The sequence below is a fragment of the Secundilactobacillus hailunensis genome (genome assembly GCF_005405185.1).
Lineage (GTDB): Bacteria > Bacillota > Bacilli > Lactobacillales > Lactobacillaceae > Secundilactobacillus > Secundilactobacillus hailunensis.
This window is the reverse complement of sequence record NZ_BJDO01000018.1, coordinates 1-24,361: the sequence shown is the minus strand read 5'-3', so window position 1 is coordinate 24,361 and position 24,361 is coordinate 1. Positions and strand designations below refer to the sequence as shown.

At 47.5% G+C, this 24,361-nt stretch carries 28 protein-coding genes; all 28 read left to right on the top strand.

The window, feature by feature from the left end:
- Positions 1-14: 14 nt before the first annotated feature.
- The 28 genes from FFM73_RS06410 to FFM73_RS06275 all read left to right on the top strand — a co-directional run bounded on the left by FFM73_RS06410 (position 15) and on the right by FFM73_RS06275 (position 24,239).
- A complete protein-coding gene (locus FFM73_RS06410) occupies positions 15-1,391 on the top strand; it encodes a cobyrinic acid a,c-diamide synthase CobB (RefSeq protein WP_137630946.1) in 1,377 nt (458 codons plus the stop codon).
- Positions 1,381-2,352, top strand: coding sequence for an adenosylcobinamide-phosphate synthase CbiB (gene cbiB, locus FFM73_RS06405; RefSeq protein ID WP_137630971.1), 972 nt, complete (start codon positions 1,381-1,383; stop codon positions 2,350-2,352). Before FFM73_RS06410 ends, cbiB begins: the two co-directional genes overlap by 11 nt.
- Complete coding sequence (locus FFM73_RS06400; RefSeq protein WP_268920506.1) at positions 2,349-2,996, top strand: cobalt-precorrin-8 methylmutase; 648 nt, start codon at positions 2,349-2,351, stop codon at positions 2,994-2,996. The genes cbiB and FFM73_RS06400 overlap by 4 nt, the downstream gene beginning before the upstream one ends.
- Positions 2,997-3,011: 15 nt before the next feature.
- Positions 3,012-4,154 carry a cobalt-precorrin-5B (C(1))-methyltransferase CbiD gene (cbiD, locus tag FFM73_RS06395; protein ID WP_137630945.1) on the top strand — a complete coding sequence of 381 codons (1,143 nt, stop codon included), beginning with the start codon at positions 3,012-3,014 and terminating at the stop codon, positions 4,152-4,154.
- Positions 4,151-4,759: a cobalt-precorrin-7 (C(5))-methyltransferase gene (locus tag FFM73_RS06390; protein ID WP_137630944.1), complete on the top strand. Its 609-nt coding sequence runs from the start codon at positions 4,151-4,153 to the stop codon at positions 4,757-4,759. The genes cbiD and FFM73_RS06390 overlap by 4 nt, the downstream gene beginning before the upstream one ends.
- Entirely contained in the window at positions 4,749-5,309 is a 561-nt protein-coding gene (locus FFM73_RS06385) for a decarboxylating cobalt-precorrin-6B (C(15))-methyltransferase (protein ID WP_137630943.1), read from the top strand. The genes FFM73_RS06390 and FFM73_RS06385 overlap by 11 nt, the downstream gene beginning before the upstream one ends.
- A gap of 5 nt (positions 5,310-5,314) precedes the next feature.
- On the top strand, positions 5,315-6,085 hold the full coding sequence (locus FFM73_RS06380; protein ID WP_137630942.1) for a cobalt-precorrin-4 methyltransferase: 771 nt from the start codon (positions 5,315-5,317) through the stop codon (positions 6,083-6,085).
- Positions 6,075-7,133 carry a cobalt-precorrin 5A hydrolase gene (locus FFM73_RS06375; protein WP_137630941.1) on the top strand — a complete coding sequence of 353 codons (1,059 nt, stop codon included), beginning with the start codon at positions 6,075-6,077 and terminating at the stop codon, positions 7,131-7,133. The genes FFM73_RS06380 and FFM73_RS06375 overlap by 11 nt, the downstream gene beginning before the upstream one ends.
- An 18-nt stretch (positions 7,134-7,151) precedes the next feature.
- A complete protein-coding gene (gene cobJ / locus FFM73_RS06370) occupies positions 7,152-7,877 on the top strand; it encodes a precorrin-3B C(17)-methyltransferase (RefSeq protein ID WP_054656030.1) in 726 nt (241 codons plus the stop codon).
- Positions 7,874-8,626, top strand: a complete 753-nt coding sequence (gene cobK / locus FFM73_RS06365; RefSeq protein ID WP_137630940.1) for a precorrin-6A reductase — start codon at positions 7,874-7,876, stop codon at positions 8,624-8,626. Before cobJ ends, cobK begins: the two co-directional genes overlap by 4 nt.
- On the top strand, positions 8,623-10,047 hold the full coding sequence (cobA, locus tag FFM73_RS06360; protein ID WP_137630939.1) for a uroporphyrinogen-III C-methyltransferase: 1,425 nt from the start codon (positions 8,623-8,625) through the stop codon (positions 10,045-10,047). The genes cobK and cobA overlap by 4 nt, the downstream gene beginning before the upstream one ends.
- Positions 10,019-10,792, top strand: a complete 774-nt coding sequence (locus tag FFM73_RS06355; protein WP_137630969.1) for a sirohydrochlorin cobaltochelatase — start codon at positions 10,019-10,021, stop codon at positions 10,790-10,792. The genes cobA and FFM73_RS06355 overlap by 29 nt, the downstream gene beginning before the upstream one ends.
- A 6-nt stretch (positions 10,793-10,798) precedes the next feature.
- Positions 10,799-11,500 carry a cobalt-factor II C(20)-methyltransferase gene (locus FFM73_RS06350; protein WP_137630938.1) on the top strand — a complete coding sequence of 234 codons (702 nt, stop codon included), beginning with the start codon at positions 10,799-10,801 and terminating at the stop codon, positions 11,498-11,500.
- A 24-nt stretch (positions 11,501-11,524) separates the two neighbouring features.
- The gene (locus FFM73_RS06345; RefSeq protein ID WP_137630937.1) at positions 11,525-12,280 is read left to right on the top strand and encodes an energy-coupling factor ABC transporter permease; all 756 of its coding nucleotides are present in this window, start codon (positions 11,525-11,527) and stop codon (positions 12,278-12,280) included.
- On the top strand, positions 12,277-12,630 hold the full coding sequence (locus FFM73_RS06340) for an energy-coupling factor ABC transporter substrate-binding protein (RefSeq protein WP_137630936.1): 354 nt from the start codon (positions 12,277-12,279) through the stop codon (positions 12,628-12,630). The genes FFM73_RS06345 and FFM73_RS06340 overlap by 4 nt, the downstream gene beginning before the upstream one ends.
- 15 nt (positions 12,631-12,645) lie before the next feature.
- On the top strand, positions 12,646-13,335 hold the full coding sequence (gene cbiQ / locus FFM73_RS06335) for a cobalt ECF transporter T component CbiQ (protein WP_137630935.1): 690 nt from the start codon (positions 12,646-12,648) through the stop codon (positions 13,333-13,335).
- Between the two features lie 3 nt (positions 13,336-13,338).
- Positions 13,339-14,166, top strand: coding sequence for an energy-coupling factor ABC transporter ATP-binding protein (locus tag FFM73_RS06330; protein ID WP_137630934.1), 828 nt, complete (start codon positions 13,339-13,341; stop codon positions 14,164-14,166).
- Positions 14,167-14,262: 96 nt separating this feature from the next.
- The gene (locus FFM73_RS06325) at positions 14,263-15,783 is read left to right on the top strand and encodes a cobyric acid synthase (RefSeq protein WP_137630933.1); all 1,521 of its coding nucleotides are present in this window, start codon (positions 14,263-14,265) and stop codon (positions 15,781-15,783) included.
- A gap of 5 nt (positions 15,784-15,788) precedes the next feature.
- The gene (locus FFM73_RS06320) at positions 15,789-16,253 is read left to right on the top strand and encodes a precorrin-2 dehydrogenase/sirohydrochlorin ferrochelatase family protein (protein WP_137630932.1); all 465 of its coding nucleotides are present in this window, start codon (positions 15,789-15,791) and stop codon (positions 16,251-16,253) included.
- A gap of 1 nt (position 16,254) precedes the next feature.
- A complete protein-coding gene (hemA, locus tag FFM73_RS06315; RefSeq protein ID WP_137630931.1) occupies positions 16,255-17,559 on the top strand; it encodes a glutamyl-tRNA reductase in 1,305 nt (434 codons plus the stop codon).
- Positions 17,549-18,460 carry a hydroxymethylbilane synthase gene (gene hemC, locus FFM73_RS06310; protein WP_137630930.1) on the top strand — a complete coding sequence of 304 codons (912 nt, stop codon included), beginning with the start codon at positions 17,549-17,551 and terminating at the stop codon, positions 18,458-18,460. The genes hemA and hemC overlap by 11 nt, the downstream gene beginning before the upstream one ends.
- Before the next feature lie 25 nt (positions 18,461-18,485).
- On the top strand, positions 18,486-19,454 hold the full coding sequence (gene hemB / locus FFM73_RS06305) for a porphobilinogen synthase (RefSeq protein WP_054656021.1): 969 nt from the start codon (positions 18,486-18,488) through the stop codon (positions 19,452-19,454).
- Positions 19,455-19,469: 15 nt separating this feature from the next.
- Entirely contained in the window at positions 19,470-20,765 is a 1,296-nt protein-coding gene (hemL, locus tag FFM73_RS06300) for a glutamate-1-semialdehyde 2,1-aminomutase (protein ID WP_137630929.1), read from the top strand.
- 24 nt (positions 20,766-20,789) lie between these two features.
- Positions 20,790-21,380, top strand: a complete 591-nt coding sequence (locus tag FFM73_RS06295) for a bifunctional adenosylcobinamide kinase/adenosylcobinamide-phosphate guanylyltransferase (RefSeq protein ID WP_137630928.1) — start codon at positions 20,790-20,792, stop codon at positions 21,378-21,380.
- 25 nt (positions 21,381-21,405) lie between these two features.
- A complete protein-coding gene (locus FFM73_RS06290) occupies positions 21,406-22,131 on the top strand; it encodes a uroporphyrinogen-III synthase (protein WP_171001223.1) in 726 nt (241 codons plus the stop codon).
- Positions 22,132-22,152: 21 nt separating this feature from the next.
- Positions 22,153-22,872: a hypothetical protein gene (locus FFM73_RS06285; RefSeq protein ID WP_137630926.1), complete on the top strand. Its 720-nt coding sequence runs from the start codon at positions 22,153-22,155 to the stop codon at positions 22,870-22,872.
- 30 nt (positions 22,873-22,902) lie between these two features.
- Positions 22,903-23,679, top strand: coding sequence for an adenosylcobinamide-GDP ribazoletransferase (gene cobS, locus FFM73_RS06280; protein ID WP_137630925.1), 777 nt, complete (start codon positions 22,903-22,905; stop codon positions 23,677-23,679).
- Entirely contained in the window at positions 23,676-24,239 is a 564-nt protein-coding gene (locus tag FFM73_RS06275) for a histidine phosphatase family protein (protein ID WP_137630924.1), read from the top strand. The genes cobS and FFM73_RS06275 overlap by 4 nt, the downstream gene beginning before the upstream one ends.
- The last annotated feature ends 122 nt before the right edge of the window (positions 24,240-24,361 follow it).

The window sequence follows — 24,361 nt, the reverse complement described above, 5'->3', positions numbered from 1 at the left end:
AAGGGATGACGAAAGTGAAGAAGCTTCTGATTGCTGGTGCGACGAGTGGTTCAGGAAAAACCAGTGTGACGCTGGGCATTCTTTCTGCGCTAAGCAACCGGTATACGATTCAACCTTATAAGGTGGGACCAGATTACGTTGATACCAAGTTTCATTCCAGGATCACCGGCCGGAATTCGCGGAACCTTGACAGTTTTCTGGTACCTGATGATCAAGTTCTTAAATACCTGTTCGAACGCAATAATCAGGGTGTTGATTTGGCCGTAGTCGAAGGTGTCATGGGACTCTATGACGGTTTAGGAACGGACAAGGATGCCCATTCTACTTCCAGTATTGCTAAGAAGTTGTCGATTCCAACGATCCTGGTTGTGAATGGCCGGTCAGCTTCCACTTCGGTTGCTGCCATCGTGAAGGGGTTTGTGGAGTTTGATCCGGCAGTTCCCATCGTGGGTGTGGTGATCAATAACGTGATGAGCCAGAATCATTTTAACCTGATCAAGGCGGCCATTGACCGTTACGTCGGGATTCCCGTTTTAGGGTATCTACCGTATAAGAAGGAACTGTCACTGCCATCGCGGCAGCTCGGACTAGTGCCCGATGATGAAATTCCCAGTGTCGATAAGAAAATCGCGGGATTGGGTCAGCTTGCCAGTGAAGACATTGATTTAAAGCGGGTCTTATCGCTGGCCGGCTCCAGTACCGAATCAGCGCCGATCAAACCGTTTGTTCAACACCATGTGAAACTCACATTGGGAGTGGCCTCCGATGAAGCCTTTAACTTTTACTATCAAGACAATCTGGCGTTACTAAAAGAAGCCGGCGTTAAGTTAGTTTATTTCAGTCCTTTAAAGGATAAGCAATTACCACCAGTCGATGCTTTGTATCTTGGTGGTGGCTATCCAGAAGAGTTCGCAGAAGAGCTGGCTGATAATCACGAAATGAAAGCCGCTATTCGGACCTTTTCTAAAGCCAATAAACCGATTTATGCCGAGTGCGGCGGGCTGATGTATCTGGGCGAAAAATTGATCACGAAAACTGGCAGCTACGACATGATCGGCATCTTTAAAGGTAGCAGTGAAATGACACCGCGTCTGAAGCGATTTGGCTACTGCGAAGCGGTACCGGTCAAGGATGTCATTTTAGGGTCAAAGGGTGAACGGATCCGCGGCCATGAATTTCACCATTCGATTTTTACACCAGATGACGCGCAGGATACTTCAGTTTTAAAAATGCGTAAGATCAGGGATGGCCAAGTAGTGGACGAATGGACCGGCGGGTATCAGGTTCGCCAAACGTTTGCCAGCTATCTGCACGTTCATTTTTACCAAAAGCGGCAGTTTTTTGCGAAACTGCTGCGTAACTTAGGGGCTGATGTCGTTGATGTTAATTAGTTGGATAGGCTGTGGGCTAGTTGCCGATCTCATACTGGGCGACCCGCCAACCTGGCCGCATCCGGTAAAACTGATCGGTAAGCTGATTGCCCTGTTCACCAAATGGTTTAACCGGGAGAATTATTCCGATAAGGCGAAGCAGTGGCTGGGAGCAGTTATGTGGATCGCGGTGATCGGCATTACCGCTGGCGTAACGGCCCTGATCATGTGGGCGGTACAGGACTATAAATGGCTGCAATTTATTGTGGCGAGTTATTTATGCTATACGTGCCTTTCGGTCAAAGGGCTCGCGATTGAAAGTCATAAGATCATGAAAAGCCTGAAACAAGGCGATCTGATCAAGGCGCGCTACCAAGTCGGCATGATTGTTGGCCGCGATACCGTTCAGTTAACGGATGAAGAGGTCTGCAAGGCCACCATTGAAACGGTGGCTGAAAATACGTGTGACGGTGTGATTGCGCCGATGATGTTTCTCTTCATTGGCGGTCCGGTGCTCGGACTGACCTATAAAGCAGTTAACACGCTGGATTCCATGGTCGGCTATCAAAACGAGAAGTACCGGGCAATCGGCCGGGTATCAGCAATTATTGATGACGTTTTTAATTACATTCCGGCACGTTTAAGCTGGCTGTTTCTAGTACTGTCAACCGTGCTGTTACGATTTGATACCCGGCAGGCTGTCAGCGTTGGTTTTCGTGATCGGGAGCACCATAAAAGCCCCAACAGCGGCTTTTCTGAAGCAGTGGTCGCCGGCGCGTTAAGTTTGAGACTGGGCGGGCCGCATAATTATTTTGGTCAGCGGGTCGATAAACCCTATATTGGCAATGCCAATGGTAATCCGGCTGACGTCGGGGCGATTGCCAGTACCTTGCGATTACTGTACGTCGCTGCAGTGTTAAGCTTTTTGATCTTCACGTTCATTTGGATAGGTGTGTATCAGCTAGGAGGATATTTCTTTTGACAGAAAAGTACATTACGATTCCCAATAAAATAACGGAAAAAAGTTTTCAGATGATTCAAGACGAAATTGACAAGATTGATCCTGATTATCAGTTTAAGTCACCCATTGAAGAAGCCATTATCAAGCGGGCCATTCATACGACCGCGGACTTTGACTACTTGAAGAACCTCAAGTTCTCCGGTGACGTCATTGAAAAAATGCAGCATGTTTTAACGCATCACGGCACCATCTTCACCGATACGACCATGGCCTTGTCAGGAATCAATAAACGCAAGCTCAACGCCATTGGCTGTCATTACCACTGCTACATCAGTGAGCCTGAGACCTTTAAGATCGCTGAAGACCGGAAAATCACCCGGTCAATGGCAGCGATTGAAATGGCGGCTGAGGCCGATACCGAAAAGTTATTCGTAGTCGGTAATGCACCAACTGCACTGTACAAGATCATTGAAATGACGAAGGCCGGTAAGCTGGATCCGGCAGCGGTTGTCGGTGTTCCAGTTGGCTTTGTGGAAGCGGCTGAAAGTAAACAGGCGCTTTATGACAGCAAGATTCCAGCAATCGTGGCCCTAGGACGTAAGGGTGGCAGTAACCTAGCCGCTGCGTTAGTCAACGCGGTGCTCTATAATTTAGATTTAAAGTAATAGGTGGTGGAAGATGTGCCAAAAACAGCAGATACAGCAAATGATTTCGTCTTCTACAATGGACGAAAGTTAAGAAAGGGCTATACGACCGGAACCACGGCGACAGCGGCTTCGGTAGCGGCAACCAAAGCAATTTTAGATCAAGCTGATCAAGTCACCGTTGAAGTGCTGGCGGCCAATGGTCAAAAAGTTCAGTTCGATATTGTGGATTGTACCTTTGATAAGCATTCAGCTAGCGTGGCAATCAAAAAGGACGGCGGTGATGATCAGGATGCGACTGATGGCATGCTGATTTACGCCACCGTGACCTTACGAGATGATGACCAGATCACGCTGGATGGCGGTAAGGGAATCGGTCGCGTGACTCAAAAAGGACTGGCGAATGCGCCAGGTATGCCGGCCATCAACCCCACACCGCGCAAGATGATCAAAACCAGTGTGCGCAAAGTACTGGGGGATAAAGCCGGGGCCGATATTGTGATTTCAGCGCCGGAGGGTGAACGGGTCGCTAAGATGACCTATAACCCTAAGCTGGGAATCGTCGGCGGAATTTCAATTCTTGGCACTAGCGGTATCGTGACGCCAATGTCCGTGGAGAGTTGGAAAAAGTCGATTTCGATTGAAATGAACATCCATAAACAGCGTGGTGATACCCGAATCATTTTGACTCCCGGTAATTACGGTGAAGACTTCTTAACGCAGCAGATGCACATCCCGAACACTCAGCAAGTTCAAATGAGCAACTTCGTGGGCTACGTGCTAAAAGAAGTCCAGCGTTTAGGCTTTACCAAGCTATTATTAGTTGGTGATATGGGTAAATTCATTAAAATTGCTGGCGGAATCTTCTCGACGCATAGTCGCGACGCGGATGCCCGAGCAGAAATTATGGTAGCCAATTTAGCCTTGCTAGGGGCACCACTTGATCTGCTGAAAAAGGTCAATGACTCGATTACCACTATTGAAATGGTTGATCTGATCGATGAAGCAGGCTACCAAGCGGTCTATCAAGTGATCGTGGATAAGATTCAAAAGCGGGCTGCCAGATTATTGGCTCACCGGCAGCCACACGTGGATATTGACGCCGTGGTCTTTTCCCAGAAAACGAAGCTGTTAGCTTCAACCAAGCCGATTGAAGAAATTGAGGCTGAGTGGAAATGATAACCGTTTTAGGAATTGGACCAGGGCGGGCCAGTCTGCGGCTCAATGGCAGTCAAAAATGGGTCGATCAGGCCGATCTCGTAATTGGCTCACGCCGGCAGCTTGATGCCTTTGATACCAGTCAGGCGACCGAAAAATTATTTACCAAGTTAAGTGAACTGAAACAGACCATTGATGACTGGCTGGCAGCCGGTAAAAACGTCGTGATCTTGGCTTCCGGTGACCCGATCCTGTACGGTATCGGGAACTGGACCATTGCCCAATTTGGACGTGACGCGGTGCGGTTAGTGCCAGGAATCAGTTCCATTCAGTACATGTTTAACACGGTGGGGCTGTCGATGAACGATGTTTACTTGACCAGCAGCCACGGGCGCGTGCCGGACTTTGACTTCCTGCTGACGCATCGGGTAGTGGGCATGGTCACTGATAGCCAGATTGGCCCCTTTGAGATTGGTGAAGCGATTAAAAAGCGCCATCTGCACCGCACCATTTTGGTGGGTGAACGGCTAAGCTATCCCGATGAACGAATTTCGAGTTACACCGAAGCAACGGTTGAAAAACGCGATTATCAAATGAATGTGGTGATTATAAAAGATGAAGGATGAAGTGTTTTTAAGATCAAAAGTACCCATGACGAAGTCTGAGGTACGGGCATTAAGCATTGATAAACTGCGGCTGCAAGGCAAGCACTCAATGCTGGATATTGGATCGGGTACTGGCAGCGTCAGCATTCAAGCCGCGCTAGAGTTCCCTGACCTGCAAGTAACGTCCGTTGAGCACCATGATGATGCGATCGATATCATGCAGCAAAACATGGATAAGTTTAAGACGGCCAACATCGACCTGGTTAAGGGTGAAGCACCGGTTGATATTCCAGATCAGCGTTACGATGCCATCTTTGTTGGCGGCAGCGGGTCAAATCTTGAAGAAATTATTGATTTTTCACTGAGTCATTTAAACGCTGATGGCACCTTAGTACTGAACTTTATTCTTCAGGAAAACGCCATGCAGGCATTCAGCTACCTTGATCAAAACCAGTCAGTGACACTAGAAATGTCTGAGGTCAGAGTTTCAAAGTGGCATGGATTAGGCAAAGGGCATTACTTTAAGCCACAGAATCCAACGCTAATAATTAGTGCAACAAGGAAGGAATGAACGAGATGACAGTTGTAAGTTTTGTAGGTGCAGGTCCTGGCGACAAGGAGTTAATTACGTTAAAGGGGTATCGGCGGTTAGCGGATGCCGACATTGTGATCTATGCCGGTTCATTAGTTAATCCAGAACTATTGGATTACTGCAAACCAGAAGCAGAAAAATTAGACAGTGCCAGCATGACGCTGCAAGACATTATTGAAAACATGGAAAAGGGCATCAAGGCTAATAAAAAAGTGGTTCGGCTCCAAACGGGGGACTTCTCGATCTACGGTTCCATCCGTGAACAAGTTGAGGAACTGAAGAAGCGCAACATTGAATTTGAATGCGTTCCCGGTGTCAGTGCCTTCTTAGGTGCCGCTTCCAGTCTGGGTGTTGAATACACCGTGCCAGAGATTGCCCAAAGTGTCATTATTACCCGAATCGCGGGTCGGACACCAGTGCCAGAAGGTGAAAACCTGCAAGCGTTAGCCAGCCACCATACGTCAATGGTCATCTTCTTATCCACCTCGCGGATTCAAAAGGTGGTTCGTGAATTATTGGCAGGCGGTTATAAAGAAACGACGCCGGCAGCAGTGATCTACAAAGCAACTTGGGCCGATGAAAAGTCTGTTCGTGGCACCTTAGCCGACATTGCTAAAAAGGTTAAAGAAGCCAATATCAGCAGAACGGCTTTGATCATGGTGGGTGATTTCTTAGGCAAGGACTATAACAATTCCAAGTTATACGACGCCCACTTTACCCACACGTATCGGAAGGGCATCAAGGATGACAAGTGATTCTGAAAACGGCGCAGTGGCGGTCATTGCCTTAACCAAAGTCGGTTCAGCACTTGGCCGTCAGCTATGTGCTAAGAATGAGCAGTTGACGTTGGTGGTACCGGCAAAGTATGCCCAGGCACACGAACGGTCATTTGCCCGCGGTGGGTTTAAAACGACCTTTCGTGAACTGTTTCGAACCATGGACTGTGTAGTTTGCATCATGGCTACGGGCATCGTGGTGCGAACGGTTTCTACCTTGTTGGTGGACAAGACTAAAGATCCGGCCGTTCTAGTCGTTGACGAAAAGGCCAATCACGTGATCAGTCTGTTATCCGGTCACGTTGGCGGTGCCAATGCGTGGACGTTAAAGATTGCCAAACTGCTGGGTGCGGATCCGGTGATCACCACGGCCACGGATACCGAGCACGTTCAAGCGCTAGATAATTTAGCGAAACGGGTTCACGGCTACTATCCCGAGTTTAAATACCGGACGAAGCAGATCAATAGTTTGCTGGCGGCTGGAGAACCGGTTGAAATTTACGTGGCACCGGCTTTTAAGACCACGCTTTCAGATCTACGCGGGTTCCACGTTTTGGCTGATCTCAGTCAGCGTGATGCGCAGGTGCCGTTAGTGATCGTTTCTGATCAGGCACTGACCGATAAATTTGTAAACAGTGTCCAGGTCGTCCCACGGGTGAACGTTTTAGGTATCGGCTGTCGCAAAGCGGTGTCTTATGACATGATGCAGCAGGCGTTCACGGAATTTTGTACGCAGTATCAGCTGTCTTGGCGTTCGATTTGCGGGATCAGCTCCATCGACCGCAAGCAGCATGAAAATGCCATTCATTATTTGGCGGACACGCTTGGCATTTCAGCGACCTTTTATTCAGCTGCGGAGCTGAATAAAGTTGCTGATCATTATCCAGAGTCTAAGTTTGTGAAGCAAACGGTGGGGGTCGGCAACGTTGCCAACACTTCGGCCGAGGTACTGGCTGGGACACAAACCCTGACACCGCGCTTCTCAACACATGAAGTTACCATCGCATTAAGTCGTCAAAATATATAGAAATTGAGGGTTAACGGTATGTTATACATTGTTGGTTTAGGACCAGGTTCCAAGGCATTAATGACTCAAGAAGCCATTGACGTCATCAAAAATACCCATACGATCGTTGGGTACGTGACTTATATTCATTTAGTTGAAGACATGCTTAAGGGCAAGAAGTTAGTGGTTACCGGGATGCGCGGTGAAATCGAACGGTCTAAGAAGGCCATTGAAATTGCGCAGACTGGTGAAGACGTTGCCATTATTTCCAGTGGTGATGCCGGTATCTATGGGATGGCCGGCCTAGTCTTAGAGTTAGCGGCTAAGGAAGACGTCCACATTGACGTGAAGGTCGTACCAGGAGTGACCGCAAGTATCGGTGCTGCTGCCGCCTTGGGTGCACCCTTGATGAACGATTTTTGCCACATTAGTTTAAGCGACTTAATGACCCCTTGGGATGTCATTAAGGAGCGGGTTGACGCTGCTGCTAAGGCTGATTTCGTGATTTGTCTCTATAATCCACGCAGTAAAGGCCGCCCAAATAACTTGCGCGAAGCCCTCGACATTATGCTGAAATACAAGGATGAAAACACAGTGGTCGGCATTGGTAAAGACGTTGCCAGAAAACGTGAAATTATCAAGACCACGACCATTAAGGATCTGGATGAAACTGAGATCAATATGACATCAATCGTCATCGTTGGTAACAAGAACACTTACGTTGCGGATGGTCACATGATTACACCAAGGGGATATACACTATGATCTTGCTTCTCGGAGGCACAAGTGAAAGTTTAGCGGTTGCGGATGATTTAAATGCCCATCACTACCAATTCGTTTTATCCGTTACAACTGATTACGGTGCCGAATTGGCTTTAAAGCATGCCCAAAACGTTTGCAAACAAACGTTAACACCAGAAACGTTTCATCACTTCTTTGTTGAAAATCACATCAACGTTATCGTAGACGCGACCCATCCGTTTGCGCGGGTCATTTCTCAGACCGTGATCGAAGCGGCCAAAAAAGAGGGTATTCCATACATTAGATACGAACGAACTGGTCTTCTAGGTCAAGAAGAGGGGCTCAAATTAGTTCGGTCAACCGCAGAAGCCTGTCAATACTTATTGAAATTTCAAGGGAATATCTATCTGTCAACGGGCAGTAAGACCGCACCGGAGTACGCTGAAAGACTCGATGTCAGTCGGCTGCATGTCCGGGTCTTACCAACGGAACGGGTTATGAAATTGCTGACGGAGGCCGGGTATCAAGCCAACCAGATTGATGCCATTCAGGGACCGTTTTCAGTTGAATTGAACGTTGAACTCTTTAAACACGCCCAGGCAGTTGCTGTCGTGACCAAGGAAAGCGGCAAGCAGGGCGGTGTTCAGGAAAAAATTCAAGCCTGCCGGCAATTAAACATTCCCTGTGTCGTGATCAAGCGGCCAGAGATCAGCTACCCGAAAAAGGTAACGGAGATTGCCGCGCTTGACAAGGAATTGGAGGGCTTAAGATGAGTGGATTTGTTTCATTAGTCGGGGCCGGACCCGGTGATCCAGAACTGTTAACGGTGTTAGGCCGCAGACGGTTGCTGGAAGCCGATGTGATCGTTTATGATCGGCTGGTCAATCCTTCATTGTTTATGATGTCCAGCGCCGATAAAGTCGACGTGGGTAAAATGCCGAACCACCATAAATTCAGTCAGTATAAGATCAATGAACTGCTGGTTGAACTGGCGACTCAGGGTAAGCGAGTAGTCCGGCTTAAAGCCGGCGATCCCTACGTCTTTGGCCGTGGCGGTGAAGAAGCCCAGTATTTGTGCGCCCACCACATTGACTATGAGGTTGTACCAGGAATCACCAGTGCCATTGCCGGATTAGCTGCCGCGGGCATTCCCATTACCCACCGTGATATGGCATCTAGTTTTCACATCATTACGGGCCATCGTAAGGCGAATGGCCGCCAGTTAGATTGGGCAAACGTCGCTCAGCAGGAAGGCACTTTAGTCTTCTTAATGGGGATGAAGCAGCTACCAGTGATCGTGGACGAACTTGTTAAAAACGGCCGTCCTGCCGATTCAGCCGTTGCTATTATTCAGTGGGCGACCCGCTGGCAGCAACGAACCGTCACGGGGAATTTGAGTAACATTGTTGAAATTGCTAATCAAGCGCAAATTGGGGCGCCGGCACTGATCGTGGTAGGTGAAGTCGTGAAGCTGAGAGATGAGCTGAACGTGCGTCTGCCATTATCCGGTAAGCACATCTTGATCCCGTATAAGGTCAACTCTAAGTTATCAGAACTATTAAAGGATCAGGGCGCTAGTGTGGACTACTTTGAGCGGTCCACTAAACAGCCATTGCCCTTTGATATTCCAGACTTAGATAAACCAGAGACGTTGGTGATCGAAGACGCAGAAGCGTTTAAGGTCTTCTTGGATGTTTTACTGGCCCATAACATTGATTCACGGCGGTTAAACAAGTGGCGGCTACTGGTTACCAACACCGTTGCTCAAAGCCGGATTCGCCAGCTGGGCATCATTACCGATGGTTTGATCGTTAGGAATCAATTGCCTAAGGCCGACGCCATCATTGTTATTGGTGAAGCCAATCAGCTTGCCCGTGAAAAATTTGCGGAAAATGAAACGCAAATCGTGACCTATAAACGGGTACCGGTGACCCACGAGATTGATCTTAATGATTTCCATGGTGTGGTCTTCCCGAGTTCGCTGGCGGTTCAAGATTTATTTGCCGGTATTTCGGATGAAGCTAAAAAGCAGTTAGTGACGTTGCCATGTCTTGCCATGGGCCGTCACGTGCTCAAGCAATGCCAGCAAAACGGGATGCAAAAGGTTCAGCTGACGTCAGCTGAACCCGAAGAAATTATCGCTAAGTTAAAAGGGGTTTTGGATGATGAGTCGAACAGCGTTATTGATCGTTAGTTTCGGAACAACTTATCCGCAAACGCGTCAGGAAACAATCGAAGCAACAGAAAATGCCTTTAAAAAGTCGTTCCCAGACGCCGATTTCTTCCGCGCGTTTACGTCTAAGATCGTGATCTCGCGGATCAAAAAAAATGAGGGGATCGCAATTGATACCCCCAAGGAAGCACTGGCCAAGATTATTGCAGCCGGCTATGACACGTTACTGGTTCAATCGCTGCACCTGATTCCAGGCATCGAATATAACCAATTGCTGGATCAAGTGGATAAAGTGGCTAGTCAATTTAAGCAGGTCACCGTGGGGAAACCGCTGCTAACGAGTTTTGAGGATTATCAGCGGGTAGTTGCTTTTCTAAAGGATGTCGTTCAGCCGCAATCAGCTGATGAAGCTGTCCTGTTTATGGGGCACGGTACCGCGCATTCCAGCTTTACCGCCTATGCTTGTTTAGACCACATGTTAATGGGCAGTCAGCACTACATGGGCGCCGTTGAAAGCTATCCTGACATTCAGTTTGAAATTGGCCGGTTGAAGCAAGACGGGGCCAAAAAAGTGATCTTGCACCCGTTTATGTTAGTCGCCGGTAATCACGCCCATCGCGACATGGCGTCTGAGCGTCCCGGTTCCTGGCAATCGCAGCTGGAACAAGCTGGTTTCAGTGTTTCTGCCAAGTTACAGGGCATGGGCGCATACCCGACGATTCAAAATATGTTTATTGAACATCTAAAAAATGCTGAGAGGAAGTGATAGCAGATGACTAAACTATATGGAATTGGGGTGGGACCTGGAGATAGTGAACTGCTAACAATGAAGGCTGTAAAGGCGCTACAGAGCCTTGATATCATTTATACGCCATTTGCGCACAAGGGTCAGCGAAGTGTGGCTGAGAAGATTGCCTCGCCGTACTTTAAGGCGGACCTTGTGATTAAGAGACGCCATTTTCCAATGACTTTGGATTTAACCGAAAAGGAAAAAAGCTGGAAAGTGATTGTTTCGGAAATTATTGATGATGTTAAAGCCGGTCATAATGTTGGTTTTATTACGTTGGGAGATCCATCAGTGTACAGCACATACAGTTATTTGCTTGATTTGATCGATCATCAGATTCCAGTAGAAACGATTGCCGGTATCTCATCGTTTCAGCAGATTGCTGCAGCTACATCAATCCCGTTAGTGTTAGATGACGAACTTTTAGAAGTTATTCCTGCAACCGCGGATATGTCGCTGATTGAAAAAGCAGTCGACATCAATGACAATGTGGTCCTCATGAAAGTGGCGACGCATTGGTCAGAAATCTTTGGGTTGCTCGCATCAAAAAAATTATTGGGTCAGGCAATTGTGATTTCAAATGCTTCAATGGCCAATCAGCAATCGTTTAAGGTGGCTGAGCTGACCAAAGAAACCAAATTGCCTTACTTTTCAACGTTGATATTGAAGAAAAAATACCAATTTTGATTAACATCAGATGGGGTGAAACAAATGAAAAAAGTCTTTAAAAAACATATGGTACCAAAGGTCAGCACTATTATTGGTTTGTCTTCATTACTGTTCTTTGCGTTGTATCCGCGCGATGCCTACGCAATGCATATTATGGAAGGCATGTTACCGCCAAAATGGTGCATCTTCTGGTTTGCAGTTAGCGCACCGTTCTTCATTTATGGGTTATACCGGATGAAGAAGATCGTTACGTCAACGACCCAAAATGCCAAAATTATGCTGGCACTTTGCGGGGCGTTCGTGTTCGTTCTTTCATCACTCAAGCTGCCCTCCGTCACGGGTTCGTGTTCCCATCCAACTGGTGTGGGGTTAGGCACCGTGATGTTTGGACCAGGTGTCATGTCAGTACTTGGGGTAATTATTTTACTGTTCCAAGCTTTGCTGCTGGCGCATGGTGGGTTAACGACCCTTGGTGCCAATTGTTTTTCAATGACGATCGTCGGTCCATTTGTTGGCTTTGCTGTTTATAAGATCTGCCGGGCATTTAAGGTGAACCGTTCAGTTTCCTTATTCCTATGCGCGGTACTCGCTGATTGGTCAACGTATGTGACCACGTCATTTCAGTTAGCAGTTGTCTTCCCTGACCCGACCAACGGTGTCGGTGGTGCGGTGATCAAGTTCTTAAGCATCTACGCAATAACCCAAATTCCATTGGCCATTGCAGAAGGTTTCTTGACCGTTATCGTCTACAACTTGGTTATCAGTAACAACCTTTGGAAGGAGTCAGCGCTAGGATGAAAAAAAAGACTAAACAAAATCTGATTATGTTGTTGATAGTCTTGGTGCTTGTCATAACGCCATTCTTCGTTGCTAAGGGCGGTTCATTTGCTGGTAGCGATGATGAAGGAACTGCCCAAATCAAAAAGAATGATCCGCATTATAAAGTCTGGGCCCATCCGCTATGGACACCGCCGTCAGCCGAAATTGAAAGTTTGCTGTTCACGGTTCAAGGCAGTCTTGGTACCGGTGTGATTGCCTATATTCTGGGCAGTGCACATGGACGTAAAAAAGAGCGTGAACGTCAGATCCACGCTCAAAATGAAGCTGGTAAAGCGCATACTGAAACTAGTGCAGCTAATGGTCGTTAAGATTAGGGTGATAAAATGTTAGTGATTGATAAGTATGCTTATTCAAATCGAATCGTTAAGTGGTCACCCAAATTAAAGGGGCTGCTTTGGCTACTTGGTATTATTTTAGCCTTTCAACCAATTATTCCGATCAAGCTGGTTTTGATCGTGGTAGTCGTCTGGCATACCCTCTACGTGACGAAAATGTCTGGGCGAGTTTATCTGCATTGGTTCTACGCGATATTGCCCTTCCTCTTGCTGAGTATTATTGGCATTGTGTTCACCATGGCACCCAAGGCCAATCAGATCTATTATCCAATTCATCTATTTGGTAATTACTTTGGTATTTCCAAAGTGATGCTGCCTAAAGGGCTGCGACTGGGTGTACAAGTATCCACAGCGGTTGTCTGCACGTACTGGTTTGCCCTAACCACACCGTTCCAGCAGATTATTTTGACCCTCAAGGCCATTCATATGCCATCATTGATGATCGAAGAGGTCATGCTGATGTACCGGTTTATTTTTATCTTTGTTGAAGCCTGCGAACAGATCTATCGGGCGCAAAAATTACGCTTGGGTTACCGCACCTTTCGTTTATCCATGCATTCAGTAGGCGTGTTAGTCAAAATGCTGTTTGAGCAAGTCATGATCGATTACCAACAAATGGTGTATGCGCTGGATGCGAAGCTGTACGATGGCGAATTTAAAGTTGGAGAGGATGATTAGCTGATGATTGAACTCAAACACCTTGATTTTGCGTATGAAAAAAATCATCCGATCTTAAAGGATATTTCAGCTAAATTCGGTGAGACAGGTTCCAATGTTGTAGGTGTTATCGGGCCAAATGGGACTGGTAAATCGACCCTGTTTTTGAACCTGGTGGGAATGTTAAAACCCACTGGCGGTCAAATCCTGGTAGATGATCAGCCAATCAACTATTCCAAAAAAGGTTTGAATCAGCTACGCCAAAAAATTGGGATCGTCTTTCAAAACTCTGACCAGCAGATCTTTTACTCGATTGTTAAAGACGATGTGGCCTTTGCTTTGCATAATCTAAACGTGCCTGAAGATGAGATCAAGCGCCGAGTGAATACGATCTTGAGGGAACTCGATATTAGCGAACTAAAAGACCGGCCGATTCAATATCTCAGTGGCGGTCAAAAAAAGCGGGTCGCCATTGCCGGTATTTTAGTTTTAAACTCGGAATGGCTGTTGTTAGATGAGCCGACTGCAGGTCTTGATCCAGATGGTAAACGGCGCATGGTCGAATTGATCAAGCATCTAGTCAGCCGTGGTCAAAAGATTATTCTCTCGAGTCATGACATTGACTTTATGTATGAGGTCTGTGATTACTTCTACATTTTACGAGATGGTCAGTTCGTGAAATCAGGTAAAAAAGAAACCGTCTTTGACGATGAAAAAATGCTGTTGGAGACGAAGCTTGATCAGCCATGGCTGGTTAAAGTTCATCAAAAACTGCATTTACCGCTCTATTCCAATGAAGAAGAACTGTTTGCTGACAAGGCTTTAAGAGCTAAATTAGCGAAGTTGGAATAGGCGGCGTACCAGTGCTCGTAGCTGTAGCTATGGGTATTGGCCATTACATAATGAAGCAGATCACTCTGCGAATTTCGCGTTATGGGAGGTACGGATATGTGTGCAAAATCGATTATGTTTCAGGGAACCGCTTCGGATTCTGGTAAAAGCTGGAACGTTGCTGGACTTTGCCGAATATTAAAACAGCAGGGCTTAAAGGTGGCGCCGTTTAAATCACAAAACATGGCGTTAAATTCTTACATCACTGACGATGGTAAGGAAATGGGCCGGGCGCAGGTCTTTCAGGCTGAAGCGGCTGGTGTCGCGCCAGACGTGCGGATGAACCCGCTATTGCTGAAGCCATCGACTGATTCTGAATCTCAGGTGGTCTTTATGGGCCGCGTTCTAAAAAACATGAGTGCAGTCGAGTATCAAAACTTTAAGCCACAGCTCAAAGACAAAGTGAAGGCGGTTTATGATGATCTGGCAGCGGAAAACGATGTCATGGTGCTGGAAGGTGCCGGCAGTCCCGCTGAAATTAATCTGAATGACCAAGATCTCGTCAATATGGGTATGGCCAGAATGTCAAACAGTCCAGTTATTTTAGTTGCTGATATCGATAAGGGTGGCGTCTTTGCTGCTATTTACGGTACAATTAAACTGTTGCCGCCGGAAGACCAGAAACGGGTCAAGGGTATCATTATCAATAAGTTCCGTGGCGATGAATCGCTGCTGGAGTCGGGCAATCAAATGATTGAAAAATTGACCGGTGTGCCAGTGATCGGCGTTCTGCCGATGACGACCATTGACCTGGATGAAGAGGACAGTGTGGCACTGGAGCGGAAATCGCGGGTCAAAGATGACACCAAGGACCTCGATGTTGCCGTGCTAGCGTTACAAAAATTGTCCAACTTTACTGATTTTCATAGTTTGGAGATTCAGCCGGACGTTTCGGTGCGGTATGTTCTCAACACCAGTGAACTGGGGAAGCCAGACCTATTGATCATACCCGGCAGCAAGAACACCAATGAGGATATGGCCTATCTGAAAGGCCACGGTTTTGTGGAAGCCATTCAAAAATTGCACGAAGCAGGAACGCAAATCGTCGGTATCTGTGGCGGTTATCAGATGCTGGGTACTGAAATGGTCGATAAACACCACGTTGAATCTAACCGGAAAGTTCAGTCAGGACTGAATTTACTGGATACCAAGACGGTCTTTACTCAAGAAAAAACCACGACTCAAGCGGTGGCTAAACGCCATGATCAAGTGTTATATGGCTATGAGATCCATATGGGTGAGACCACGTTAGGCAGTCAGGCCAAGCCATTTTCCGTAATCACTGAAAACAACGGTCAGGCGACTGAACGTGAAGATGGCGCTATTAACGCAGATGGCAGTGTTTGGGGAACTTATCTGCACGGCATTTTTGACAACACCGTGTGGGCCCGGCAGCTGTTAGATCAGCTACGCCATAAAAAGGGGCTGAAGTCGCTGACGGAGGTTCATCAATCAATGGCGGAATACAAGGAACAGCAGTACGAGAAATTAGCTAAGGTTTTCAAGCAGCACGTTGATATGCAAAAGATTCAGCAAATTATCGCAGATTCTGATTCTGATTCTGATGTAAGGAAGTGAGCGCAATGGAACACCCCTATCCGGTGGTGATCGACTTATCTAAAAAACAGGTGGCAGTCATCGGTGGCGGCCACGTGGCAGTCCGTAAGGTCAAGGGTTTGTTGGCGGCCCACGCTAACGTAACGGTGATCAGCCCGCAAATTGATGCCGCCATTGACCAGAACGCTGTGACTTGGAAGGCCAAGAAGTTTGAGCCGGCCGACATCAAAGAGATGGACATGATCATTATCTGTACGTCAGATAGCGCCGTTAACCGGATGGTGGTGGCAGCCACCACGCACTTTCAACTGGTCAATGATGCCAGTGATAAATCGCGGTCGAACTTTTATAACGTTGCTAGAGTGGAGTCGCCAGACTTGCTGCTAACGGTATCGACCAAGGGCGCTTCACCTTCAAAGGCTAAACTCATCAAAAACAAATTAAAAGAATGGCTAAACCAAAACGATTGGTTTAACGGAAAGGAAAGTTAGTATGTACGTCGTATGCGTGAGCCTGAACTACCAGCAGCTACCCATTGATGTTAGGGAGCAGCTGGTGTTCAGCAAAAAAGAGCTTGAAAAAGCGAATAAATTACTGAGCTCAGAAAAAAGTATTCTGGAAGAAGTTATTCTGTCAACTTGTAACCGAACGGAAGTGTACGCGGTCGTTGACCAGATCCATACCGGTCGCTATTACATTAAGCGCTTCTTAGCTAACTGGTTTCATATTGATCTCGATCAGATCAGTGATTGGGCAGTGATCGACTTAAAAGAAGACGCCGTTGCGCATTTGATGCGGGTATCAACTGGTCTGGAATCACTTGATCGGGGTGAACCCCAAATCTTGGGCCAAGTTAAACAGGCCTTTTTTGCGGCACAGAGCTTCCACACAACGGGTGTGATTTTAGATCACCTATTCCAGCAGGCCATTTCGTTTTCCAAGAAGATGCATACGCAATACCGGGTCAGTGAACTGTCGAAAACGTCCGGTCAGACCGCTTTGCACCAGATTAAAATTAAACTGCAGGCCTTAGAAGATAAAACGTTGGTTATTGTCGGCATGGGTCAAATGGGTCAGCACGTTTTGAAAAACGCCAGCACGATGAAATTTAAGCAGATCATTATTTTGAATCGGACCAACGAAAAAGCTGCAGAACTGGCTAAGCAGTACGAAGATAACGTTCAGATGCAGCCGTGGCAAACGCTGCAGGAGACGGTGAACCAGGCGGATGCCGTGATCATGGCAACATCTGCTAAACAGCCGTTACTGCAAGACGGTGATCTCAGTGATGCCCGTCTACAGATCATTGCTGACCTGGGTGTACCACGAAACGTGGCGTCGAAGAAATTATCCGTTAACGTTGATTACTACGACATCGATCATCTCTCAGAGATCATTTCCAGCAATCACGCGCTGACCCAGCAAATGTTGCGGCAAATGGCGAGTCACGTGCCTAATGAAGTGACTGATTTTTACGCTTGGCAGCGGCAGCTTAACGTGGTGCCAGTCATTCGACAGTTGCGTGAATCAGCGCTGACGACCGAAAAACAGGTCTATGACAGTCTGCTGCATAAGTTGCCGGAACTGGACGCCCACCAACGTAAAGTGATCAGTAAGCATATGAAGAGTATTATCAACCAAATGATCAAAGAACCCATCAAAGAAGTGAAAGAACTCTCCGCACAGGAAGATGCCCAGGTTGATCTGGCGTTTTTCTGCCAGATCTTTGGGCTAAAGGCGGTTGAGAAGAAAAAAGTTGAGAAGAAAAAAGAGGAGGCTGGCGTCCATGAAGACTGATTTTATCGTTGGTACGCGGCAAAGCAAACTGGCGATGCGGCAAACGCAGATTGTGATTCAGCTGCTCAAAAAAAAGTTTCCCAAAGCTTCCTTTTCGGTTAAGAAAATCGTGACGGAAGGCGACCGGAATCTCAAGGACAGTCTGCAAAAAATCGCTGGTAAGGGTGTTTTCATTAAGGAAATTGAACAGGAAATGATCGATCAAAAAATCGATTTTGCGGTTCATAGCCTAAAGGATGTTACACCCGTCTTACCAGATGGGCTGATGATCAGTGCCTATCCAGAACGGGAATCACCGTATGATTGTCTGGTTTCTGCGCAGCCCTATCAAAGTTTGGACGACTTGCCAAAGGGCGCCCGGATCGGGACGAACAGTTCGAGACGGCAGGGGCAGTTACTCTACTTGCGACCGGACCTAGAGATCGTGCCAATTCGGGGTAACGTCGATACTCGGCTCAAGAAGATTGCAACTGAGCATTTGAACGGTGTGGTCCTAGCTGAAGCCGGGCTTAACCGGTTAGGGGTTGACCTGTCGGACTTCTATCAATTGAGTTTGAAGGAAACGATCCTGCCGGCTGCTGGTCAAGGTGCCATTGCGATCGAATGCCGTCAAGCGGATGCGGACACCAGAGCCTTATTGGCAACAATTGATGATCAGCAGACCCGCGAGTGTGTTACGGTAGAAAGAGCCTTCCTGCGCAAGCTGGGCGGCAGCTGCAACTACCCCATCGGCAGTTACGCTTATGAGGCCGATGCGAAGATTCAGTTTACCGGTTTAGTGGCTTCGACCAACGGCCACAAGCTGTTTAAAAAGGCTCAGCAAGGTGTTATCGACGGTCCGGTTGGATCACAGGTAGCGCAAACGTTAATTGATGAAGGCGCTTTAGATTTAATCAAATAATTTTTCAGAAAGAGGATATATAACTATGTTAACTTTTGATCGTCACCGTCGTTTAAGAAGCAGTGCAGCAATGCGGGATCTGGTACGTGAGACCCACTTGGAGAAATCCGATTTGATCATGCCAGTCTTCGTTGATGCCACCATTACGGACAAGGAAGAAATTAAGTCTATGCCCGGCGTTTACCGCTTCAGTCTAAACACGATCTTGGACGAAGTGAAAACGATTGTTGACCTCGGCATTCAATCGATCATTATCTTCGGTATTCCGGATCACAAGGATGACGAAGGTACCGGTGCCTGGGAAGACGATGGCATCGTGCAACAAGCCATCCGCAAGATCAAGGCGGCTTATCCAGATTTAATCGTGATCGCCGATACCTGCATGTGTGAATACACGTCTACTGGTCACTGCGGTATTGTTCGCGATGGCGAAGTCATCAACGATGAGTCACTTGAATACCTGACCAAGACGGCGGTTAGCCAAGCTAAGGCCGGTGCTGATATTATCGCACCTTCTAACGCCATGGACGGTTTCGTGGCTGCTATTCGCCAAGGCTTGGATAAAGCCGGCTTTAAGACGCTGCCGATCATGTCGTACGCGGTTAAATATGCTTCTAGCTTCTACGGTCCATTCAGAGACGCAGCGGATGGTGCCCCAACCTTTGGTGATCGGAAGGGCTATCAGATGGATCCTGCTAACCGCTTGGAGGCCTTGCGTGAAGTTGCCAGTGACGAAAAAGAGGGTGCTGACTTCGTAATGGTTAAGCCCGGTATGGCCTTTTCTGATATTATTCGCGATGTGCGTAACTCAACTAATTTGCCATTAGTTTCTTACAACGTTTCCGGTGAATATGCCATGGTCAAGGCTGCAGCTCAAAACGGCTGGATCGACGAAGAAAAGATCGTTAATGAAATTTTGGTTGGCCTGAAGCGTGCCGGCTCTGATCTGATTATTACTTACTTTGCCAAAGATGTTGCTAAACGAATGAACTAGCTGGAGGAAAAAAACGTGAAAGATTTTAGTAATTCCAAACGGGCTTTTGCAGAAGCCAATAAATATATGCCGGGTGGTGTCAACAGCCCAGTTCGTGCCTTTAAGAATGTCGGCGGTGACCCACTGTTCATCGCCAAGGGCAAGGGTGCTTACATTGAAGATATTGATCACAATAAGTACATTGACTACGTGCTGTCTTGGGGACCATTGATTTTAGGTCACGCTGACGACAAGGTGGTTGCGGACTTACAGGACGCCACCACTCGCGGAACCAGTTATGGTGCCCCAACCGAGCTGGAAACGGAACTAGCCGAGAAGATTCAGTCCATTGTGCCTTCATTGGAAGAGATGCGGATGGTTTCTTCTGGGACTGAAGCCACGATGAGTGCGATTCGCTTAGCACGTGGTGTGACGAAGCGTGATAAGATTGTCAAGTTTATTGGGAACTATCACGGTCACAGTGATTCACTACTAGTGGATGCTGGTTCTGGGATGGCGACTTTTGACATCAATACGTCGCCAGGTGTCCCGAATGCCTTGGCTTACGATACCTTAACGGTGGCTTACAATGACGTTGAAGGGGTTAAATCACTCTTCAAGGAACATGGTTCAGAAATCGCCTGTGTGATCGTTGAACCCATTGCTGGGAACATGGGTGTCATTCCAGGGACCCAAGAATTCCTGCAGACGTTAAGAGATGAAACCACCAAATCTGGCTCACTTTTGATCTTTGATGAAGTGATGTCCGGCTTCCGGGCTGCTTACCATGGTGCTCAGAGTTTGTACCATATTAAACCAGACTTGACGACTTTGGGTAAAGTTGTTGGTGGTGGACTGCCCGTTGGGGTCTTTGGCGGTCGCCGAGACCTCATGGAAAACATTACCCCAGCCGGTAAAATCTACCACGCTGGGACGTTGTCAGGGAACCCATTAGCGATGACTGGTGGACTTAGCACGCTGAACCAGCTATCAGAAGGCCTTTACACTAAGATGACGGCGAACACGAAACGCTTGATGGCCGGCATTAAGCAGGCTGCGGATGATCACGGGGTACCAATGACCGTTCATTGCGTAGGGACGATGTGGAGCTACTTCTTCAACGCTGGTCCAGTCAATAACTTTGATGACGTTAAAGCCAGTGATACCGACTACTTTGCTAAGTTCTTCAAGCAGTTGCTGCAACAAGGTATCTACACCGCACCATCACAGTTTGAAACGAACTTCATGTCCAGCAAGCATACCGATGTTGAAATTGATAAAACGATTCAGGCCTTCAACAACGCTTTTGATGCGGTCCAAAAACAAGGCTAAACGGATTTAAGAGGGGGTTCACAAATGTCACAGCTAATGGTCGTTACGGGTGGCGCTAAAAGCGGCAAGTCGGTCTTTGCCGAAAAGCAATTATCGAGGAGTCAGCATATCTGCTACTTGGCAACCGGTGTGATGAAACGTCCCGATCCGGAAATGAAGCTACGTATTATGACGCATCAAAAACGCCGGCCAGATACTTGGCACACAGAGGAACGCTACCGTGATGTGGCAGGTTTTATCACGGCACATCACTTCGATGGGTTCTTACTGGATGATGCAACGATGCTGATCACGAATCTGTTCTATGATGATATGTTGGCACGGGCCAAACAGCAGCACGTTGAACTGGATGCCTTAATTGAATCGCTCAGTCGTGATGACTTAAACGCAGTGACCACGCGGATGCAAGCGGAGTGGCAGCACATCGTTGTAGCACTTCGAAAAACGGATCAAAACATGATCATTGTCACCAACGAAGTGGGCTTGGGCATCGTGCCTGCGACTAAGCAGACGCGAGTGCTCCGCGATCTTTATGGTCAGGTCAATCAGTGGCTGGCACAGGCTGCTGACAGCGTCTATTTTGTGATCAGCGGGTTACCGCAACGTTTGAAGTGATCTTCTGGAGAGGAGAGTTGTTAAGTTGGCTTTTTTAATTACTTATCCTGAAGAAAGAGTACCAGAGGCGACGCGACGTGAGCTCGCTCAAGTGACGCGGCCACTATATGTGCCACTGCGTCATCTGCAGGCGGTTACAATTTCAAGTGAAGCTCAACAGCTGATCGAACACGTCCCATACGTCGTGGTTACCAGTCCGTTTGGGTTGAAATGTCTATTGGATCAATTCCCGGCGAATGCGATAACCGGCACCGTTTTGGTACTAAGTCAAAAGATGGCTGGCCAATTAAAACAGCATCATTTTGACCGGGTCAGGGTTGCTGAAACTGAAAATCAGGCTGGCTTACAACCACTATTGGCACAGGTATCCGGTCATGACGTGGTTTGGCTAAGGGGTAATTTAAGCGTGAAGCATAATTTGCTGACGCGCTTTCCCGACATTCAGACGGTTCAGGTATATCGAAATGAATGGAATGCTGACCTGATGGCACAGGTGATGGCTTTGATCGGTCAGCATCGGATTACCCGGGTGCTAGTGACCAGCCCATCTAGTTATCAGCGGTTGACGCAGATCATGCAAAAACGACCGCAAAACTTTGACGTGCGGCGCTACTATACTCTGGGGCCAAGTACACTCAACGTGATACAGGCTGATGGTAACCAGGTATTTTGCCCGGTCAAACGGCAAGGTGTGCTGGTTCAGTCACTGCATCAGATGTACCTGGATGAAAAACAATCAGAGATGAATTAGTTTTTTAAAGTGGTGAGCGGAATGGAAAGTTTCCGAGATTTAACACTCATTGATTTACCCTCAGGTGATGCCTTAGTGATCGCCTGTGATGTCAGTGCTGGGATTGGCGTCAAGCAAGACGATGCTGTGGTGTCACCGATTAACGTTGTGGCTGCCGGCTCGCTACGAGTGGTGCTACTGGAACTGATTTGCTTTGGTGCTAAACTGCTTTGCGTGGTGGATACCTTAGGTAATGAGATGGATCCAACCGGTCTTCAGGTGATTCAAGCGTTGAAGACGGAGCTGACTTCAGCCGGTCTGGCGGACGTACCGTTAAACGGCAGTACCGAGGACAACATGGCGACGTTAACCACGTCGGTGGGGATTACCGCGATTGCGCAAAATGAACATGTTGCTCACCAGACTGATGGCGCTATAAGTGTCTATCGGTTTGGTGAACCCCGCGTTGGCTTAACGAGCTTGGCAACGTTGATTTCATACGATGAGGTACGGCGGATTCGCCAACAGCCAGCCGTGGTTGATATGCTACCGGTGGGCTCCAAGGGCATTGCCTACGAGGTTGGCCAAATGGCGCAGACAAATCAGCTACTAAATTATGATCGAGAAGCCTTAGCGGATGCTTATTATCGCCAATCGGCTGGGCCAGCTACGGTCGTCCTAGTGGGCGTTAAGAAAAGCGGCAGTCAGGCGTTTGTTCACGCCTTTTCCGATGCCGGCTACGTCACTGATTTGAAAGCCTAATTAACTATTTAAAAAAGCTGGGATTATTCTATGATCAAGGCATTAATACTGTACGCGCAATTTTTTACCCGACTGCCAATTCCGGTAGAGATTAACAATCCTGGTGACCAGTTTAAAAATAATATGCAGTTTTTTTCTATTTTTGGCGCGTTACTGGGGCTGCTTGAAGGCGCACTGTTCTTTGTGTGGGCCCAGATCTTTCCATTGTGGTTCGCTTGGGTGCTCTTTTGGATTGGTGACGGTCTGATCACTGGCGGCTTTCACTTGGATGCCTTAGCGGACACCGCAGACGCGCTGTTTTCATCGCGTCGGGTGGATAAGATGCGGGCCATTATGAAGGATAGCCGGCTGGGTACCATGGGAAGCTTAGCGCTGGTTTACTTTTATTTGATCGTCATTGGCGCTGGGCTGACGATCATTAACCATCAGCCCAATGTTTTAGCCATTACCAAATTAGCCATTATCTGTGTGATGCTGACTAAATGCGGGATCTCACTGCTTTTCTTCCACATGCACTATGCGGGGAAAAGCGGTGGGCTCGCTAGTATCTGGGAAGGCATTAAAACTTGGCGACTGATCGTCAACCAAGTGATTGCGTTGCTGCTCATCGGCTGGCTGCTTGGTTTAAGTGGCATTGTGAGCTACGCTGCAGTGATCATCGTTTCGGTTGGGTACCGTCACTTTTTCTATAAGCTTTTCAGCGGCCTGACCGGGGACACGGTCGGTTGTTACGCCGAACTCAGTCAAGCAATCTTTTTACTGGTGTATGCCGGTCTGCAGCTGAAGTGTCAGGGGCTATTCGGATGAAATTATATTTAACACGACATGGTGAAACGACCCTTAATCGTGAAAGAAAATTCTATGGGTCCTTGGACGTTTCAATAGATGATACGGGAATTAAACAGGCACGCTCAGTTGCTCAGCAGCTGGCTGATAAGCAATTTACTACCGTTTATATCAGCGGTCTGAAACGATCGCTAGAAACGGCAACGATTATTTTAAGCCAGCACGCGCCGGTTCCGGTGATTCGAAGACCGGGGCTTAACGAGATGGACTTTGGTGCTTGGGAAGGCCTGAATGCTAATGAAATTCAGGCGCAATTCCCGGTTAAGTGGCAAGCCTGGCTAGATAGTCCCTTTAAGGTCGTGCCAACGCAGGCAGAAGGATTTATGGCGTTTAAACAGCGGGTGATTGAAACTGTCAAGCCAATTATCAATGATCAAAGTCAACAAGCTGTGCTCATCGTTGCACATCGGGGGACACTGCGCATTATCAATCAACTTTTTTTCCCCGAAGTGGATTACTGGACGCCACAATTTAATGCGGGCACCTATACGTTGATCGATACGGAACAGTTAAAAGCTTAATTTGTATAAAAAAGACTAAAGTAACGCGTAGTGCTAGTTTCGTAATATAGCTCAGGCAGTTCACTAATCTATTCTAAGCCCACTTTTTCCTTGAATTAAATTGCTATGAACCTTGATGACAT

What these genes read in the sequence shown, in the direction of transcription:
- hemC (WP_137630930.1), top strand. Translation starts at nt 17,549, where the DNA reads ATGAAGACTGATTTTATCGTTGGTACGCGGCAAAGCAAACTGGCGATG.
- FFM73_RS06275 (WP_137630924.1), top strand. Translation starts at nt 23,676, where the DNA reads ATGAAATTATATTTAACACGACATGGTGAAACGACCCTTAATCGTGAA.
- FFM73_RS06350 (WP_137630938.1), top strand. Translation starts at nt 10,799, where the DNA reads ATGACTAAACTATATGGAATTGGGGTGGGACCTGGAGATAGTGAACTG.
- cobK (WP_137630940.1), top strand. Translation starts at nt 7,874, where the DNA reads ATGATCTTGCTTCTCGGAGGCACAAGTGAAAGTTTAGCGGTTGCGGAT.
- hemB (WP_054656021.1), top strand. Translation starts at nt 18,486, where the DNA reads ATGTTAACTTTTGATCGTCACCGTCGTTTAAGAAGCAGTGCAGCAATG.
- FFM73_RS06340 (WP_137630936.1), top strand. Translation starts at nt 12,277, where the DNA reads ATGAAAAAAAAGACTAAACAAAATCTGATTATGTTGTTGATAGTCTTG.
- FFM73_RS06380 (WP_137630942.1), top strand. Translation starts at nt 5,315, where the DNA reads ATGACAGTTGTAAGTTTTGTAGGTGCAGGTCCTGGCGACAAGGAGTTA.
- cbiQ (WP_137630935.1), top strand. Translation starts at nt 12,646, where the DNA reads ATGTTAGTGATTGATAAGTATGCTTATTCAAATCGAATCGTTAAGTGG.
- FFM73_RS06285 (WP_137630926.1), top strand. Translation starts at nt 22,153, where the DNA reads ATGGAAAGTTTCCGAGATTTAACACTCATTGATTTACCCTCAGGTGAT.
- cobJ (WP_054656030.1), top strand. Translation starts at nt 7,152, where the DNA reads ATGTTATACATTGTTGGTTTAGGACCAGGTTCCAAGGCATTAATGACT.
- cobS (WP_137630925.1), top strand. Translation starts at nt 22,903, where the DNA reads ATGATCAAGGCATTAATACTGTACGCGCAATTTTTTACCCGACTGCCA.
- hemA (WP_137630931.1), top strand. Translation starts at nt 16,255, where the DNA reads ATGTACGTCGTATGCGTGAGCCTGAACTACCAGCAGCTACCCATTGAT.
- FFM73_RS06295 (WP_137630928.1), top strand. Translation starts at nt 20,790, where the DNA reads ATGTCACAGCTAATGGTCGTTACGGGTGGCGCTAAAAGCGGCAAGTCG.
- FFM73_RS06385 (WP_137630943.1), top strand. Translation starts at nt 4,749, where the DNA reads ATGAAGGATGAAGTGTTTTTAAGATCAAAAGTACCCATGACGAAGTCT.
- cobA (WP_137630939.1), top strand. Translation starts at nt 8,623, where the DNA reads ATGAGTGGATTTGTTTCATTAGTCGGGGCCGGACCCGGTGATCCAGAA.
- FFM73_RS06345 (WP_137630937.1), top strand. Translation starts at nt 11,525, where the DNA reads ATGAAAAAAGTCTTTAAAAAACATATGGTACCAAAGGTCAGCACTATT.
- cbiB (WP_137630971.1), top strand. Translation starts at nt 1,381, where the DNA reads ATGTTAATTAGTTGGATAGGCTGTGGGCTAGTTGCCGATCTCATACTG.
- FFM73_RS06325 (WP_137630933.1), top strand. Translation starts at nt 14,263, where the DNA reads ATGTGTGCAAAATCGATTATGTTTCAGGGAACCGCTTCGGATTCTGGT.
- FFM73_RS06390 (WP_137630944.1), top strand. Translation starts at nt 4,151, where the DNA reads ATGATAACCGTTTTAGGAATTGGACCAGGGCGGGCCAGTCTGCGGCTC.
- FFM73_RS06355 (WP_137630969.1), top strand. Translation starts at nt 10,019, where the DNA reads ATGAGTCGAACAGCGTTATTGATCGTTAGTTTCGGAACAACTTATCCG.
- FFM73_RS06375 (WP_137630941.1), top strand. Translation starts at nt 6,075, where the DNA reads ATGACAAGTGATTCTGAAAACGGCGCAGTGGCGGTCATTGCCTTAACC.
- FFM73_RS06330 (WP_137630934.1), top strand. Translation starts at nt 13,339, where the DNA reads ATGATTGAACTCAAACACCTTGATTTTGCGTATGAAAAAAATCATCCG.
- FFM73_RS06320 (WP_137630932.1), top strand. Translation starts at nt 15,789, where the DNA reads ATGGAACACCCCTATCCGGTGGTGATCGACTTATCTAAAAAACAGGTG.